Origin of the sequence: Halobacillus sp. B29 (assembly GCF_052246755.1) — a bacterium.
In the GTDB taxonomy this organism is placed as follows: domain Bacteria; phylum Bacillota; class Bacilli; order Bacillales; family Halobacillaceae; genus Halobacillus; species Halobacillus halophilus.
Genome location: NZ_JBQQCM010000001.1, coordinates 235,085 through 248,387, shown reverse-complemented (window position 1 = coordinate 248,387; position 13,303 = coordinate 235,085). Strand labels below are relative to the sequence as shown.

12 protein-coding genes are annotated in these 13,303 nt (G+C 42.2%); 2 read left to right on the top strand and 10 right to left on the bottom strand.

Annotated elements, in window-relative coordinates; all coding sequences use genetic code 11:
- Positions 1 to 137: 137 nt before the first annotated feature.
- Both ACTWP7_RS01175 and ACTWP7_RS01170 read right to left on the bottom strand, forming a co-directional pair.
- Entirely contained in the window at positions 138 to 830 is a 693-nt protein-coding gene (locus ACTWP7_RS01175; RefSeq protein WP_014642117.1) for an amino acid ABC transporter permease, read from the bottom strand.
- A gap of 9 nt (positions 831 to 839) precedes the next feature.
- The gene (locus ACTWP7_RS01170) at positions 840 to 1,727 is read right to left on the bottom strand and encodes a transporter substrate-binding domain-containing protein (RefSeq protein WP_443121685.1); all 888 of its coding nucleotides are present in this window, start codon (positions 1,725 to 1,727) and stop codon (positions 840 to 842) included.
- Between the two features lie 276 nt (positions 1,728 to 2,003).
- On the opposite strand from ACTWP7_RS01170, the gene ACTWP7_RS01165 reads away from it, so the two are divergent.
- Positions 2,004 to 3,917: a heavy metal translocating P-type ATPase gene (locus ACTWP7_RS01165; protein ID WP_443121684.1), complete on the top strand. Its 1,914-nt coding sequence runs from the start codon at positions 2,004 to 2,006 to the stop codon at positions 3,915 to 3,917.
- Between the two features lie 50 nt (positions 3,918 to 3,967).
- On the opposite strand, the gene ACTWP7_RS01160 is transcribed toward ACTWP7_RS01165, so the two are convergent.
- The 3 genes from ACTWP7_RS01160 to ACTWP7_RS01150 are packed head-to-tail and all read right to left on the bottom strand — an operon-like array spanning position 3,968 to position 5,624.
- Entirely contained in the window at positions 3,968 to 4,798 is an 831-nt protein-coding gene (locus ACTWP7_RS01160) for a YihY/virulence factor BrkB family protein (protein WP_443121683.1), read from the bottom strand.
- Between the two features lie 19 nt (positions 4,799 to 4,817).
- Complete coding sequence (locus tag ACTWP7_RS01155) at positions 4,818 to 5,147, bottom strand: YtxH domain-containing protein (RefSeq protein ID WP_443121682.1); 330 nt, start codon at positions 5,145 to 5,147, stop codon at positions 4,818 to 4,820.
- A gap of 12 nt (positions 5,148 to 5,159) precedes the next feature.
- Positions 5,160 to 5,624: a low molecular weight protein-tyrosine-phosphatase gene (locus ACTWP7_RS01150; protein WP_443121681.1), complete on the bottom strand. Its 465-nt coding sequence runs from the start codon at positions 5,622 to 5,624 to the stop codon at positions 5,160 to 5,162.
- A gap of 221 nt (positions 5,625 to 5,845) precedes the next feature.
- Here ACTWP7_RS01150 and ACTWP7_RS01145 point away from each other — a divergent pair, with 221 nt between their 5' ends.
- Positions 5,846 to 7,234: an alanine/glycine:cation symporter family protein gene (locus tag ACTWP7_RS01145; RefSeq protein WP_443121680.1), complete on the top strand. Its 1,389-nt coding sequence runs from the start codon at positions 5,846 to 5,848 to the stop codon at positions 7,232 to 7,234.
- Between the two features lie 847 nt (positions 7,235 to 8,081).
- On the opposite strand, the gene ACTWP7_RS01140 is transcribed toward ACTWP7_RS01145, so the two are convergent.
- The 5 genes from ACTWP7_RS01140 to ACTWP7_RS01120 all read right to left on the bottom strand — a co-directional run bounded on the left by ACTWP7_RS01140 (position 8,082) and on the right by ACTWP7_RS01120 (position 13,198).
- On the bottom strand, positions 8,082 to 9,902 hold the full coding sequence (locus ACTWP7_RS01140) for a sensor domain-containing protein (protein WP_443121679.1): 1,821 nt from the start codon (positions 9,900 to 9,902) through the stop codon (positions 8,082 to 8,084).
- 85 nt (positions 9,903 to 9,987) lie between these two features.
- Entirely contained in the window at positions 9,988 to 10,653 is a 666-nt protein-coding gene (locus ACTWP7_RS01135; protein WP_443121678.1) for an SOS response-associated peptidase, read from the bottom strand.
- 119 nt (positions 10,654 to 10,772) lie between these two features.
- Complete coding sequence (locus ACTWP7_RS01130) at positions 10,773 to 11,411, bottom strand: TetR/AcrR family transcriptional regulator (RefSeq protein ID WP_051005625.1); 639 nt, start codon at positions 11,409 to 11,411, stop codon at positions 10,773 to 10,775.
- Between the two features lie 54 nt (positions 11,412 to 11,465).
- The gene (locus ACTWP7_RS01125) at positions 11,466 to 12,479 is read right to left on the bottom strand and encodes an ABC transporter permease (protein WP_443121677.1); all 1,014 of its coding nucleotides are present in this window, start codon (positions 12,477 to 12,479) and stop codon (positions 11,466 to 11,468) included.
- Positions 12,476 to 13,198, bottom strand: a complete 723-nt coding sequence (locus ACTWP7_RS01120; protein WP_443121676.1) for an ABC transporter ATP-binding protein — start codon at positions 13,196 to 13,198, stop codon at positions 12,476 to 12,478. Before ACTWP7_RS01120 ends, ACTWP7_RS01125 begins: the two co-directional genes overlap by 4 nt.
- Positions 13,199 to 13,303: the final 105 nt, after the last annotated feature.

Below are 13,303 nucleotides of genomic sequence, written 5' to 3'. Positions count from 1 at the left end.
TTTTTTACTTACCTTTGTAATGAATCGTGATAGGACGAGTTCAGTCCGGTTCTCCTATTACACGATCCAAAAGCACTGGGACGGTTCTGCAATAATAAAACCGCCAGAGAAATGTTTCTTCCGGCGGTTTGTAGGAACTATAAGTGTCTGTTGTATCGTTTTTCCAAATAATCCTGTAAAGCAGAAAACAGCATCGTCAGCGGCCAGTAAACTAAAGCCGCAGTGATATACATCGTTAACGAATCAATCGTCCGTCCTGCCGCAATTTGAGCTTTATTTAAGATTTCCGGTACAGAAATCATAGCTGCAAGCGACGTCGCTTTCAATAGATCCAAAAATACGTTACCAAGGGGCGGAATAGCAATTCTGGTCGCCTGAGGCATAATGATCCGCCGGATGGTCTTCCAATAGGAGAAACCTAGCGCCCTGGCGGATTCCCATTGACCGTAAGAAACACTATTTAAGGAAGAACGGTTGATTTCTGCAATATAAGCAGCACTGTTTGTACCAAAACCTATAATAGCGGCCATAATGGCAGAAAACTCAATACCAATAAGCGGAAATCCATAATACAACACAAATAAGTAAACGAGAATAGGCGTCCCACGCATAAATGAGATATATAAGCGGGCAGGCCATCTAAACCAGATCCGATCCGCTCCCCTGGCAAGAGCGAGGAAAAAACCAATAACCAGCCCTATGGCCATACCTATCACTGAAATAAGCAGAGTAAGCGGGACACCTTCTAAAATGAAGGGAAGATTGTTCCAGGCGGCTTCCGTATCAAAAAGCTGGTCTAATTTAACCTCATCAATTTGAATGCCTAACATAATAAACCCTTACAAGTCGATGCCTTCAAGCTCACGGACATCTTTTTCAGGTTTCTTGGAAGCATCCTTCCCTCCGAAGAATTCTTTTGAAATTTCAGTAAGTGTACCGTCTTCTCTCATCTCTTGAAGCGTGGCATCAACTTTCTCTTTCAGAGTCTGTGCGTCCTTAGGCATCACGATCGCTGAAGTAGTTGGGTGGAACTGAAGATCAGGATGCAGCTGTACTTCAATCTCTGGAAGAGCTTTTAAGGCCAGCGTCTGCAAGTAATAATCGTTAATGATGAAATCTGTACGACCATTCGCTACATCACGAAGGTACACATCATTGGCCACATTTCCGTAACTTTTAGTTTCTGCACCAAAATGCTTGGCAATATCAGAGTACACCGTGGTAGCTCCGCCGCCGTGCAGCTTACCTTCCAAATCATCCAGTGTTTCAATTCCAGAAAGATCAGATTCACGGACGACCATTGTAGAATAAGAATACTTATAAGGTTCACTGAATGCGAATTTTTCCTTACGATCCTCTGTCGGCTGGAAATCGTTAATAACCATATCAACGCGACCACTATTAATGGAGGATAATAACGCATCTACTCCGTATTCTTTAAATGAAAGCTCAAGATCCAGCCGTTTGGCTACCTCTCGCATAATTTCAATATCATAGCCTGTCAGTTCGTCTGAACCTTCCGGATAGTAAGAGGCCGGAAATAATGTTCCTGCTGTACCGACTACGATTTTTCCTTCTTCTTTGATCTCGCTCCATTTTTCTCCAGAGGCTTCCTGGCTGGAGTTGTTATCTTCACTGCTTTCACTGTTCTCATCTCCACTTGAGCCACAAGCGGCAAGTAGCACAGAAAGCGTAAGCATAAGTATAGTTAGTAATCCTTTACGCATTTGTGGATATCCACCTTTCTAAAATTGTTTACGCACCTATTAAATATAGCAATACAAGTGCCTTAATATCAACCAGCTTGCTCGGTTATTGATTTCCTATATTGTCAAAAAATAGTGCTTGTTCTGCACTTGACTACGCACAATTTAGTGGTATATTAATAATATATATCAGATTATAATCATTTTAATTTAAAATGCTTTTAATTCTAATTAATCCTGTTTTGCAACTAGTTGGTTATGATAATCGTTATCAATTATATTAAGGAGTTGAGAATTATGTCCTCTGAATCCAGCTCATTTCCTATCCAGAGCCATTTCATTCGCCCATCTCGGAAATTCATAAAAACACACGCAGAGCTGCTGGCCGCATTACTAAGCGGAGTCCTAGTCTTAACCGCGTGGCTGTTATCCAGTTCCATTTCTGAAAGTGCTTTTGTTTTTCTTCACCTCGCTGCTTTCGTGATCGGCGGATTTGCTAAAGCCAAAGAAGGACTCGAAGACACCATACATGAAAAAGAACTAAACGTTGAACTGCTCATGATTTTAGCTGCCATTGGTTCTGCTGCTATCGGCTATTGGACAGAAGGAGCCATTCTCATTTTCATCTTTGCGTTAAGTGGAGCCCTCGAAACGTACACGTTAAATAAAAGCCAGAAAGAGATCTCTTCCTTAATGGACCTGCAGCCCGAGGTAGCCATGAAGTTGACGGACGAAGGGTACGAAGTCGTATCCGTAACTGATCTCTACGTGAACGACCGTATTTTAATAAAACCGGGCGAACGTATCCCGGCTGATGGAACGATCATTAAAGGCTCAAGTGCGATAAATGAAAGTGCCATCACTGGAGAGTCGATCCCTGTAACCAAGGGCATTGAAAAAGAAGTCTTCGCAGGTACCGTGAATTTAAATGGAAGTCTGACTGTTGAAGTAACCAAGAAATCAACAGACACGCTATTCCAGAAAATTATACTCATGGTTCAATCCGCACAAAGCGAGAAATCCCCTTCTCAGCTTTTTATTGAGCGTTTTGAAAGTACTTATGTAAAAATTGTACTTGGGGTAGTCGCGGTAATGTTATTCCTGCCCCATTTTTTATTTGGCTGGAGCTGGATGGATACGATTTACAGAGCCATGATCCTGCTTGTAGTGGCCTCTCCCTGTGCTTTAGTAGCTTCCATAATGCCGGCTACATTGTCCGCCATTTCAAACGGTGCACGTCATGGGCTGCTTTTTAAAGGCGGTGTACATCTAGAGAACCTGGCTCATCTGAATGCGATTGCGTTTGATAAGACAGGAACGTTGACGAATGGAACACCTGAGGTAACCGATGCGTTCTATGCAGAAGAAGAAAATAAAGAGATGATCCTTTCTATTGCAGCTTCCATCGAACAGGAATCGAACCACCCTATTGCACAGGCTATCGTCCGGTATGCTTCACAGGAGAAAGTACCTTTAAACTCGGTGGAACACATGCAGGATATAAGCGGAAACGGTGTGAAAGCCTTTCATGAAGGTAATGAATGGAAAGTAGGAAAACCCGAATTTGTAGGAAAAGAGGAAGCCTATCTATTTCAGCATGGGATTGCTAAAACATTATCGAAACAAGGTAAAACCGTTATTTTTGTAAAAAAGAATAACGAAATTGCAGCTATTTTTGCTATGAAGGATACAGTCAGAGAGGATACTAAAGAGGCGATAGAAGAATTAAAAAAACAAGGTGTTTATACCATTATGCTGACAGGCGACAACTCAGCTACCGCTGAAGCTATTGCATCTGAAGCCGGAGTTGACCACTATATTGCCGAACTGCTTCCTGAGAAAAAAGTAGATGAAATTAAAAAACTAAAAGCTCACTTCACTCAGGTAGCCATGGTAGGCGACGGAATTAATGATGCTCCAGCCCTCGCTACAGCAAACGTGGGTGTGGCTATGGGAGGAGGCACGGATGTAGCTCTTGAAACGTCGGATGTTGTTTTAATAAAAAACGACCTTTCACGGATTTCCCAGGCAAGAAAATTGTCTTCACGCATGAATCGCATTGTTAAGCAGAATGTGGTCTTCTCCATAACCATAATCATGCTGCTTATTATCAGCAATTTCCTTCAGGTTATTGACCTTCCCCTTGGTGTAGTTGGACACGAAGGAAGTACCATTTTAGTTATTCTAAATGGTCTGCGTTTATTAAAATAAACAGACATTCCCGGCTCACCTATTGGTCCGGGAATGTCTGTTTTTTTGGTTCAGGAATATTTCTTATCTCTTCGACGCCGGCGGAAGATAGCATTGATTTCGCCGCCTAAAATAATAACGATGCCGGAAAGGTAAAACCAGATCATTAAGACAATGACCCCGCCCAAACTTCCATAAGCAGCTGAAAAGTTCCCCAGACTGCTTACATAAAAGGAAAACAGTAAGGAAACCAGCTGCCACCCGACAGTTGCAAAAACGGCACCGGCCACTGCGTCCCTGTATTTCAAACGGAGACTTGGGGCGGTTACATATAAAAAGGATAATACAATGAAAAAGATGATAGACGAAATGGCCCATCGAAGTGTTCCCCAGGCCTCAATAAAGCTTTCTGATAAGCCAAAAGTAGAGAAGATGAAAACTCCAGCCGTATGCCCAAGAACCGGCAATAAAAAGGCAATACAAATAACGAGAACCATAGCAATAGTTAAAATAATCGCTATAAACCTTGTTACAAAAAAAGGCCTGTTTTCTTCTACATTATGTGCGCGGTTAAAAGCACGCATGATGGCACTCACACCGACAGATGCTGCCCACAATGTACCGAGGATACCTACAGATAAGAGACTTCCGCTACCGCTCTTCAACAGGGAAGTCACATTTTCTGTAATTAGGTCAAAGGTTTCAGGAGGAGCGTAAGTACTAATAATAGCGAGAACACGTTCTTCATCAATATTTAAATAACCAAGCAGCGTAAGCAGGAAAATCATAAATGGGAATAATGATAACAGGAAAAAGTAAGCAAGCTGAGCTGCAAGCCCCGCAACATCATCATCTCTAAAACGGGTCAGCAGCTCTTTTCCGAATGTTAAAACGCTATTCATGATTTTCCATCACCCTAACTTAAGAAGCTTCTTTTGGATCATCTACTGCTTTCAATTGCTGTTCAACTTCTTGATTGATCTCTCCTACTCTATTCAGTATGTCCTCTGCTTTATTCAATATTTCAATTAAATCTTCTAATCCTTTGCTTACCCGTTTAGAAAATTGTTCATAATTTACCCTTACCGAATGGATAGCGTCTGATGGATTGGTCACGTAACCCTTATACTTCGTGCCGACTTCTCGTGATCTCACACCTACGTACTGTCTTGTATCCTTGTCAATTAGTACAAGAGCTCCACCGACCAAAGCTCCGATCCATACACCTTTCCATAACTTTTGCTGTCCCATAACGACTCCTCCTTATAGTTGGTTATCTTTTTTTATTTGTTCAAGTAAGCGGAAGCAACCTTCACTCACCAGTTCGTACACGTATTGGAAATTACCAGTAAAATAAGGGTCCGGCACATCTGCTTCTTCGTGAGATGTATAATCCAACAATTTAGCTACGGTCACTTCATTTTTCTCGCGGATAGAATGAAGATCCTGAATGTTTTTACTGTCCATAGCAATAAGATAATCATAATCGTCCCAGTCCGCTTCTGCAACTTGTCGAGCTCTCATCCCTTCATAGGAAATAGAATGCTCGTCTAAGATAGCTCTTGTCCCTTCATGAGGAATGGAGCCTTCATGCCAGTGACCTATCCCGGCGGAATCAACTGAAATTTCTTTTTCCAGTCCTTCCTTTTTAACTAAGTCCTTAAATATGGCTTCAGCCATAGGAGATCGGCATATATTGCCTAAACAAACGAAAAGTACACGGATCATTTCCAAAGCCCCCAAGTATAGTATTTCATGTTTAATAATTTCTATGAATCCTGTTCAATTCCTGCATTAAATCGACAACTATAGTGGATAATTTCCCCCAAGTTGTGATTGTAAACCAAGATTTATTCCCCCTAAATTTGAAAATTCCTTGACTTTTATACATAATTTTCGGAATATTTTATATATAGACATAATTTGCTAAAAATTGAAGGGGGATATTCATGGAGGAACAAGGGGTATTATATAACTTTTTTGATGCAGCAAGCGCGATTGTATGGGGACCAGTTTTATTAGTTCTGTTGGTTGGTACCGGTGTATACTTAACCCTAAGGCTAGGGTTTCTGCAATTTAAGACTCTTCCTTACGCTTTAAAGCTGGCTTTTAAACCAGCTAAGGAAAAGAAAAATGAAAAAGGAGACATTTCTCATTACCAGGCATTAACCACGGCACTTGCCGCGACAATTGGGACTGGTAACATCGCAGGGGTAGCAACAGCCGTGTTCCTCGGTGGACCTGGAGCTGTGTTCTGGATGTGGATTACCGCCGTGTTCGGGATGGCTACTAAATATGCCGAAGCCGTTCTCGCCGTTAAATACCGGATTACCGACCAAAATGGAAACATGGCAGGCGGACCCATGTATTACTTGTCTAGAGGGCTGAAAACAAAATGGCTCGGGAAACCTCTCGGGGTCCTATTCGCCATATTTGGAGCCGTAGCTGCTTTTGGAATTGGCAACATGGTTCAATCGAACTCGGTATCTGATGTGATGGAAACAAGCTTCAGCGTGCCCCATTGGGTAACTGGACTCATTTTATTATTCTTTGCTGGGCTTGTTCTATTAGGTGGGATCCGCAGTATCGGAAGAGTAACAGCTTTCTTTGTTCCTATCATGGCTGTTTTTTATATTGTTGGTGCTCTTATTATTATCATTATGAACTTAAATCTGGTACTGCCAGCCTTCGGAACGATTTTCAATGATGCTTTCACCGGCAGTGCGGTTGGCGGTGGTCTTCTTGGAACAGCCATTCGTTTTGGAGTGGCGCGCGGAGTTTTCTCCAATGAAGCCGGTTTAGGATCGGCTCCTATTGCGGCCGCAGCAGCACGTACAGATTACGCCGGACGTCAGGCACTAGTTTCCATGACCCAGGTCTTTATTGATACCATCGTTGTATGTACGATGACCGGATTGACCATTGTTATGGCCGGGCAGTACAAAGGTCAGCTGGATGGAGCCGATCTTACAACCGCTTCGTTCGGTGTCTTCCTAGGTGATGTTGGTTCTTATATCGTGACGATCGGCTTAGTTTTCTTTGCTTTCTCCACTATTGTAGGCTGGTCCTATTATGGGGAGAAATGTTTCGGCTACCTAACCGGCCAGCGAGGATTAGGCTTATACAAGATCGTATTTGTATTATTCGTATTTGTAGGAGCCGTCGCCCAGCTTGATACGGTTTGGAAGTTTGCAGACGTGATGAACGGGCTGATGGCCTTTCCAAACTTAATTGGCTTACTGCTTCTATCGGGAGTAGTGGGGGCTGAAACAACCAAGTTCCTTAAAGTGGCGAAGAAAGAACGCGAGCAGGAAAAACAATCACAATATAACAATTAATAAAAAAGCAGGTCCGGGTTATGCCGGCCTGCTTTTTTGTTTGGATCTTTAAAACGTCTTTGTTGATTTTCCATAGCGGGTTCTTTCACTATCGGACCGTATACTGTAAGACTCAGCTTCGAGATATTGTGTGGAAAAAGGCGCTCCGGGGGACGGCTCGCTTTCCGCGGGCATGCGCTGAGTCTCCTCAGGCTGGCGCCTTCCGGGGCCTCACCTATCATGTTCATCCCACAGGAGTCATCGCCGTCCCCCTCCGTCCCTTTACGATAGGTAGGGGCTCGAAATCCTATGTGGAAAATTCTATCCAATGAAGAAAGACCTCAAGATCACCGCTGAAATTCTAGCGCTTCAAGTGCAATAACCGTGCTTTAGAAGCATCTGAGGCTGATCCTGGAGGCTAACTTCTTCTACAGAAAGGTATGTTCACAAGATATCGCTGGGTTGGTGGGGAAATAGCGAGACTCCCGTGGGTGAAGGAGCTAGGCGAGACCCCGCAGGGAGTGAAAACGACTGAGGAGGCTTGCCAGTTCCCCCACAGGAAAGCAAGTTATTTCCCCACCAGCCCAACTTTATTAGGAATAACGGCCACTTCGGAAAGAGAGGATTTTTTCTTCCTTAACATGCCTGAAATGCTTATATAACAGGCTATCCCGCATAGTTCAGCTTGAATTAAGTATATACGCCCATGTGGTTATTTTTCTTCAAGTGGGTGAAGGATAAAGCCTTTTCGAGTCTCAGATTCGGTCAGGTCCGTAGGGGGACCTTCCGCTCACCAATATCTCGAATTCAAGTCTTCCAGTATCAGGAGCATATTCTTAAATAAAGGGAATTTTGTTGAATATTTCCATTAGGTGTAGGTCTGCTTTTTGACCAGCAGCTTTTCCATCTCGTGAGGAGGCAGTGGTTTGCTGAAATGATAACCTTGATAGTAAGCACACTCATTTTCTTTTAAGAAATCCAGCACTTCCTGATCCTCTATTCCTTCTGCTACAACTTCCAATTTGAAATCCTCGGCCAGCTGAATCATCGCTTTGACCATTTCCGCGTCACTCGGGTCGGTCAGTACTCCTTTAATAAAAGCCTGGTCAATCTTCAAATAGTGAATAGGAAACTGGCGAAGATAACTTAGCGATGAGTACCCTGTCCCAAAGTCATCAATCGATAAGGATACCCCGATTGATTTAAGGTCCTGCATGGTTTGAAGACATTGTTCCGTATTCCTCATAACACTATTTTCCGTTACTTCAATTTCTAAGTACTGAGGATCCATCCTGCTTTCAACTAAAATCCGCTTTACATTTTCCGTGAAATCATGTCTTTGAATCTCATTTGCCGATACGTTCACAGCCATTCGTTCCGGGGCATAACCCTGCTCAATCCACTCCTGATTCTGCCTGCAGGCTTCTTTCAATACCCATTCATCCAGCTGGTTTATCAATCCTGTTTCTTCAGCAACTGGGATAAATTCTGCAGGAGATATCATCCCTTGCTCCGGATGCTTCCACCTTACTAAAGCCTCCATTCCGCTTATATAACCCGTTCGAACATCCACTTTAGGCTGATAGTGCAAATAGAGTTCATTCTGGGTAAGAGCCTGACGCAAATCCCCTTCCAACGTAATTACTTTTTCGTAATGCTTGTTCATATTAGGCAGATAAAACAATAAATTATGCCGGCCATTTTGTTTACAGAAATGCATGGCAACATCTGCGCTAGTTAGCAATCGGGCTGCTGAAGATCCATCCTTAGGACATTGCGCTGCCCCCAGGCTTGCGGTAATAAAAAACTGTCTGCCCAGCAAGTTGATGGGATGTCGGATATTTTGTAAAATCTCTTTCCCAAGTCTCGCAATCTCAGACTGCGTATGCATCCCCATCAAGCAAATGACAAACTCATCTCCTCCTAAACGATACAGCTGATCTTTTAAAGAAAGCGAACGTTGTATCCTCTCAGCCACCAATAGCAGCACCTGGTCGCCAGCTATATGCCCCATCGTATCATTGACATACTTGAATCGATCCAGGTTACAATAAATGATGGTAAACGGACTTCCGGCACTGGTGGAATTTCTAAGATCCTTTTGAAGCCTGTTTCGGTTAGGAAGATTGGTTAAATGATCATGAGAAGCCATGTGTTCAAGCCTCTGCTCTGCTTCCTCATAAGAAGTTACATCAACTGCACTCCCGATAATCTCAATTACTCTTCCATTTTCCTCTACAGGAGAGAGTATAGTTGCGAAATACCTTCCTTTATATAGATGTTTATAAGATATCGTCTGTCCGGAAAAAGCCAGGGCATATTTTTGGCGAAAGAAAGCAGCCTGTTCGTACGTAAACAGTTTTTCTAAACTCTTTCCTTTAACCAAAGCGGTAGTCAGCCCTATATCTTTCGCCAATTTCCCCTCAAACAGATCATAGCAGAACGATTGACCTTCCTTCTTTTTCACTTTAAATACTACATTCACAATAGCTTCAAGTGTACGTGAGAAATCCTGTATTTGGAGAACCCGACTCGCTTCCAATTCTTCATATTTCTTTATGTATGGGAACGTAATATTCTTCACTTCATCCAAAAGACTGAAGGAATAAGGGTCTCCCGTCCTTGAGGCAAGCTGATTACAAATATGGGTGATTCTCTCTAAATCGACCTGGGTATTTTTATTCACCACATTTTATATCTCCTCATATAACAACGCTTAATAGGTAAAGTATACCTGAATAAATGGAATATAAAAAGATAATATTACCACATGATCAGACTAAAGGCTTGATGCATTCATCCCCTTCATGCTGGGCAGCATTCACGTAATCACTCACCTCGTAAGCTTTCAATTCTTCCACATCGATTTCCTGCACAAAATCATGAGCTTCTTCAGGTGTCCATTTAAAGGGTTCAATCCATTTTTCCTGTGCCTGTTTCGACAGGATCACCGGCATTCTGTGGTGAATATCCGCCATAAAACGGTCCGCTTCCTGAGTTAGTATGGTACATGTAAACCGTTCCTCTTCATCCGTTTTCCATTGATCCCAAAGGCCCGCAAATGCAAATAGTTCGCGATTTTCTAGGTAAATACGGAGAGGCTGTTTTCCATTTTCAGTTTTTTTCCACTCATAAAAACTGTCTGCGATAATCAGACATCTTTTCTTAGCCATTAAATGCTTGAAACTTGGCTTTTCGTGAGCCGTTTCACTCCGGGCATTAATCATCTTATAACCAATCTTAGGATCTTTCGCCCACGAAGGTACCAATCCCCAATACATAAAGCCCGCTTTCTTTTCCTTACCATTATGAATAACAGCTAGCACCTTCTGGCCTGGCGCAATATTGTATCTCGGCTGATAATCTTCAATTGAATGGGCAATTCCAAATTCCTCTGCTATTTGAGCTTCTTGAGAAAATAAAGTGTACCTTCCACACATTTCTAATCCCTCCAGTTCCGTTTCTTCTTATTATACCCAGAGCTGATTCTTGTTTAACCAGTGACCCATCCGGACCAATAAAAGGTCCAGCAGTTTTTGCTGGACCTTTCGTGGAAACGTTATTTTCCTCCTAATCCATACATAATAAAATGAATGGTTCGATCTAATTCCTCTTCGTCCTCCCATTCACTTTCAGGTGCAAGAAGAAAGCGGGTCACCAGGAAGCCGACGACCGTAGAAATAATCATCCTGATAATCGAACGATTAGGGAAATCGATCACGCTCCCCTGCTCTTTCAATTCATTTAAGGCACGTTCAAATTTAGGAAAAACTTCCTCAAGAAATACAGATTCGTAACGGGATTGAAGTTCAGGTTGAAAAGCGATTTCCTGTAATACAATCTTTAATAAGGGAGCATTCTCCCTAGCAAATTCAAACCTATTCTTAATAATTTTCTTAAGGAATGGTTCTAGACCTTCCGGAGGTTCGTCGAAAACTTCTTTTGTAAAGTGACTCGCTAATAAGGGAACAGTAAATTGGGTCATAAAAGGGGTCACAATAGAAAATAATAAATCTTTTTTTGTTTTATAATGACGGAAAATTGTCCCTTCAGCCACTCCGGCTCTTGCTGCTATTTCGCTGGTAGAAGAAGAAGCATATCCTTTTTCCGCAAATATTTCCACGGCTGCTTTTAGTATTTGTTCCTGCTTAGGTGTTAATCCCTTTCCATCCTGGGCTTCATTTATTGCATTATAGATTTCTCCAAATTCACTCACGTGAGTCCTCCTCGCTTCTCAGGCTCTCTAGTACCATTATAGACGTCTGTGCCGCTTTAACGCGAATATATTGAGAAGGGTAAAGAGAACCACGAAACCGATTAGTATATACATAGAGAGCTGAAACTCTGCGAGACCTTCGTCACGCAGCATGATCCCCCTTAGTGCCTCCGCTCCATATGTGAGCGGCATAATTCGGCCTATAGCCTGCAGCCAGACGGCAAGTCCTTCAATTGGAAAAAGTCCAGAAAAGAAAACCTGAGGGACAATTACAAGAGGAATGAATTGAATCATTTGAAATTCATTTTTGGCAAATGCAGAAAGGAGCGTTCCCAGACTAAGGGCAGTAAGAGCTAATAAAAAGGTAATTAACAGGACGTACATCAGCGAACCAGTCATATAAACCTCCAACACATATATGGAAAAAACGGCAATTAAAATGGATTGCAGAATCGTAAACAAACCGAAGCCTCCTAGATAGCCAAAAACGACCTCACTACGTTTAATCGGGGAGGCTAACAAGCGTTCCAATGTTCCTTGAGTCCGCTCTCTAAGGAAAGATACACCACCGACAATAAACACAAAAAAGAAAACGAAGAAACCAATTAGTACGGGACCGATGTAATCAAACAGCTCCATATCTTCCGAACCATGCCAGAAACTTACATTCATTTCTTTAGTTGGATCATTTGGCGCCACTGCCTGCAATTCATTTCTAATGGCACCGGCTGTATTAGGATCGCTTCCTTCTAATGTCAAATAAGGTTTTTGCTCTTTCCACTGAAGGAATGCATCAATCGCCCCATCATCTATTTCCTTCTCTGCCTTTGCCAAACTCATAGAAGTCAACTGGAGGTCCGATTCCTTTAGCGTTTCCTGGAAAGGATCCGGGACATCCACAAGTGCCACATTAAGCGTTTTAGTATCCCCATCGAGTACAAGCCACATCAACGTAAGTACAAAGATCGGAGCTGCAATCATTAATGCCATACTTCTTTTATCCCGGCGAAACTGCTTTAGTATTCGTTTCATTAACGTCCACGTATTCATTGAGCAGCACCTCCATAATGCAGAAATACTTCTTCGATGGTTGAAGCACTAATCCCCTCTTTTAGATTTTCAGGGGAATCTACGGCAATAACCTTTCCATCACGCAGCATCGCCAGACGATCACACTTTTCTGCTTCATCCATAACATGAGTGGTGACAATGATGGTTACACCACTTTCTTTTAACCGGTATAATTCCTGCCATATTGATTGTCTTAGCACAGGATCAATTCCGACCGTCGGTTCATCCAGAATAATAATTTCCGGTTCATGAATAAGTGCGGCTGCAAGAGAAAGTCTCCTTTTCATACCACCCGAATAGGTTTCGACCGGCTGGTCAAGATGTTTCGTTAAATCCACCATATCCATAACCTCCTGAATACGATGTTTCCTTTTTGATTTAGATAATTTATACAATGAACCAAAAAAGTCCAAGTTTTCTCTTGCTGTTAACTCTTGATATAAAGCGTCCGATTGAGCCATGAATCCGTATCTCTTCATTTGTTTAAGTGAAGGCATCAATTCATTATTTAAATACACTTCGCCCTCTCCAGGTGACAGAATCCCTGTCATCATTTTCACGATTGTTGTTTTTCCGGATCCTGAAGGACCTAACAGCCCAAAAATCTCACCTTTTTTAATTGAAAGATTAATTTCCTGAAGAATGATGGTCTTTCCGAACTTATGTGAAATATTGTTCATTTGTACAATAAAACTCATATGTCCGCCTCCTTTTTTATGTTGCGAGTGATTACTCACTTTTATTAAACACCAACATTATAAAAAAGTAAAGTGAGTAATCACTCATTAAAATAATAATAGCCC

What these genes read in the sequence shown, in the direction of transcription:
- ACTWP7_RS01135 (WP_443121678.1), bottom strand. Translation starts at nt 10,653, where the DNA reads ATGTGTGGAAGGTACACTTTATTTTCTCAAGAAGCTCAAATAGCAGAG.
- ACTWP7_RS01155 (WP_443121682.1), bottom strand. Translation starts at nt 5,147, where the DNA reads ATGGGACAGCAAAAGTTATGGAAAGGTGTATGGATCGGAGCTTTGGTC.
- ACTWP7_RS01150 (WP_443121681.1), bottom strand. Translation starts at nt 5,624, where the DNA reads ATGATCCGTGTACTTTTCGTTTGTTTAGGCAATATATGCCGATCTCCT.
- ACTWP7_RS01145 (WP_443121680.1), top strand. Translation starts at nt 5,846, where the DNA reads ATGGAGGAACAAGGGGTATTATATAACTTTTTTGATGCAGCAAGCGCG.
- ACTWP7_RS01170 (WP_443121685.1), bottom strand. Translation starts at nt 1,727, where the DNA reads ATGCGTAAAGGATTACTAACTATACTTATGCTTACGCTTTCTGTGCTA.
- ACTWP7_RS01120 (WP_443121676.1), bottom strand. Translation starts at nt 13,198, where the DNA reads ATGAGTTTTATTGTACAAATGAACAATATTTCACATAAGTTCGGAAAG.
- ACTWP7_RS01160 (WP_443121683.1), bottom strand. Translation starts at nt 4,798, where the DNA reads ATGAATAGCGTTTTAACATTCGGAAAAGAGCTGCTGACCCGTTTTAGA.
- ACTWP7_RS01175 (WP_014642117.1), bottom strand. Translation starts at nt 830, where the DNA reads ATGTTAGGCATTCAAATTGATGAGGTTAAATTAGACCAGCTTTTTGAT.
- ACTWP7_RS01165 (WP_443121684.1), top strand. Translation starts at nt 2,004, where the DNA reads ATGTCCTCTGAATCCAGCTCATTTCCTATCCAGAGCCATTTCATTCGC.
- ACTWP7_RS01125 (WP_443121677.1), bottom strand. Translation starts at nt 12,479, where the DNA reads ATGAATACGTGGACGTTAATGAAACGAATACTAAAGCAGTTTCGCCGG.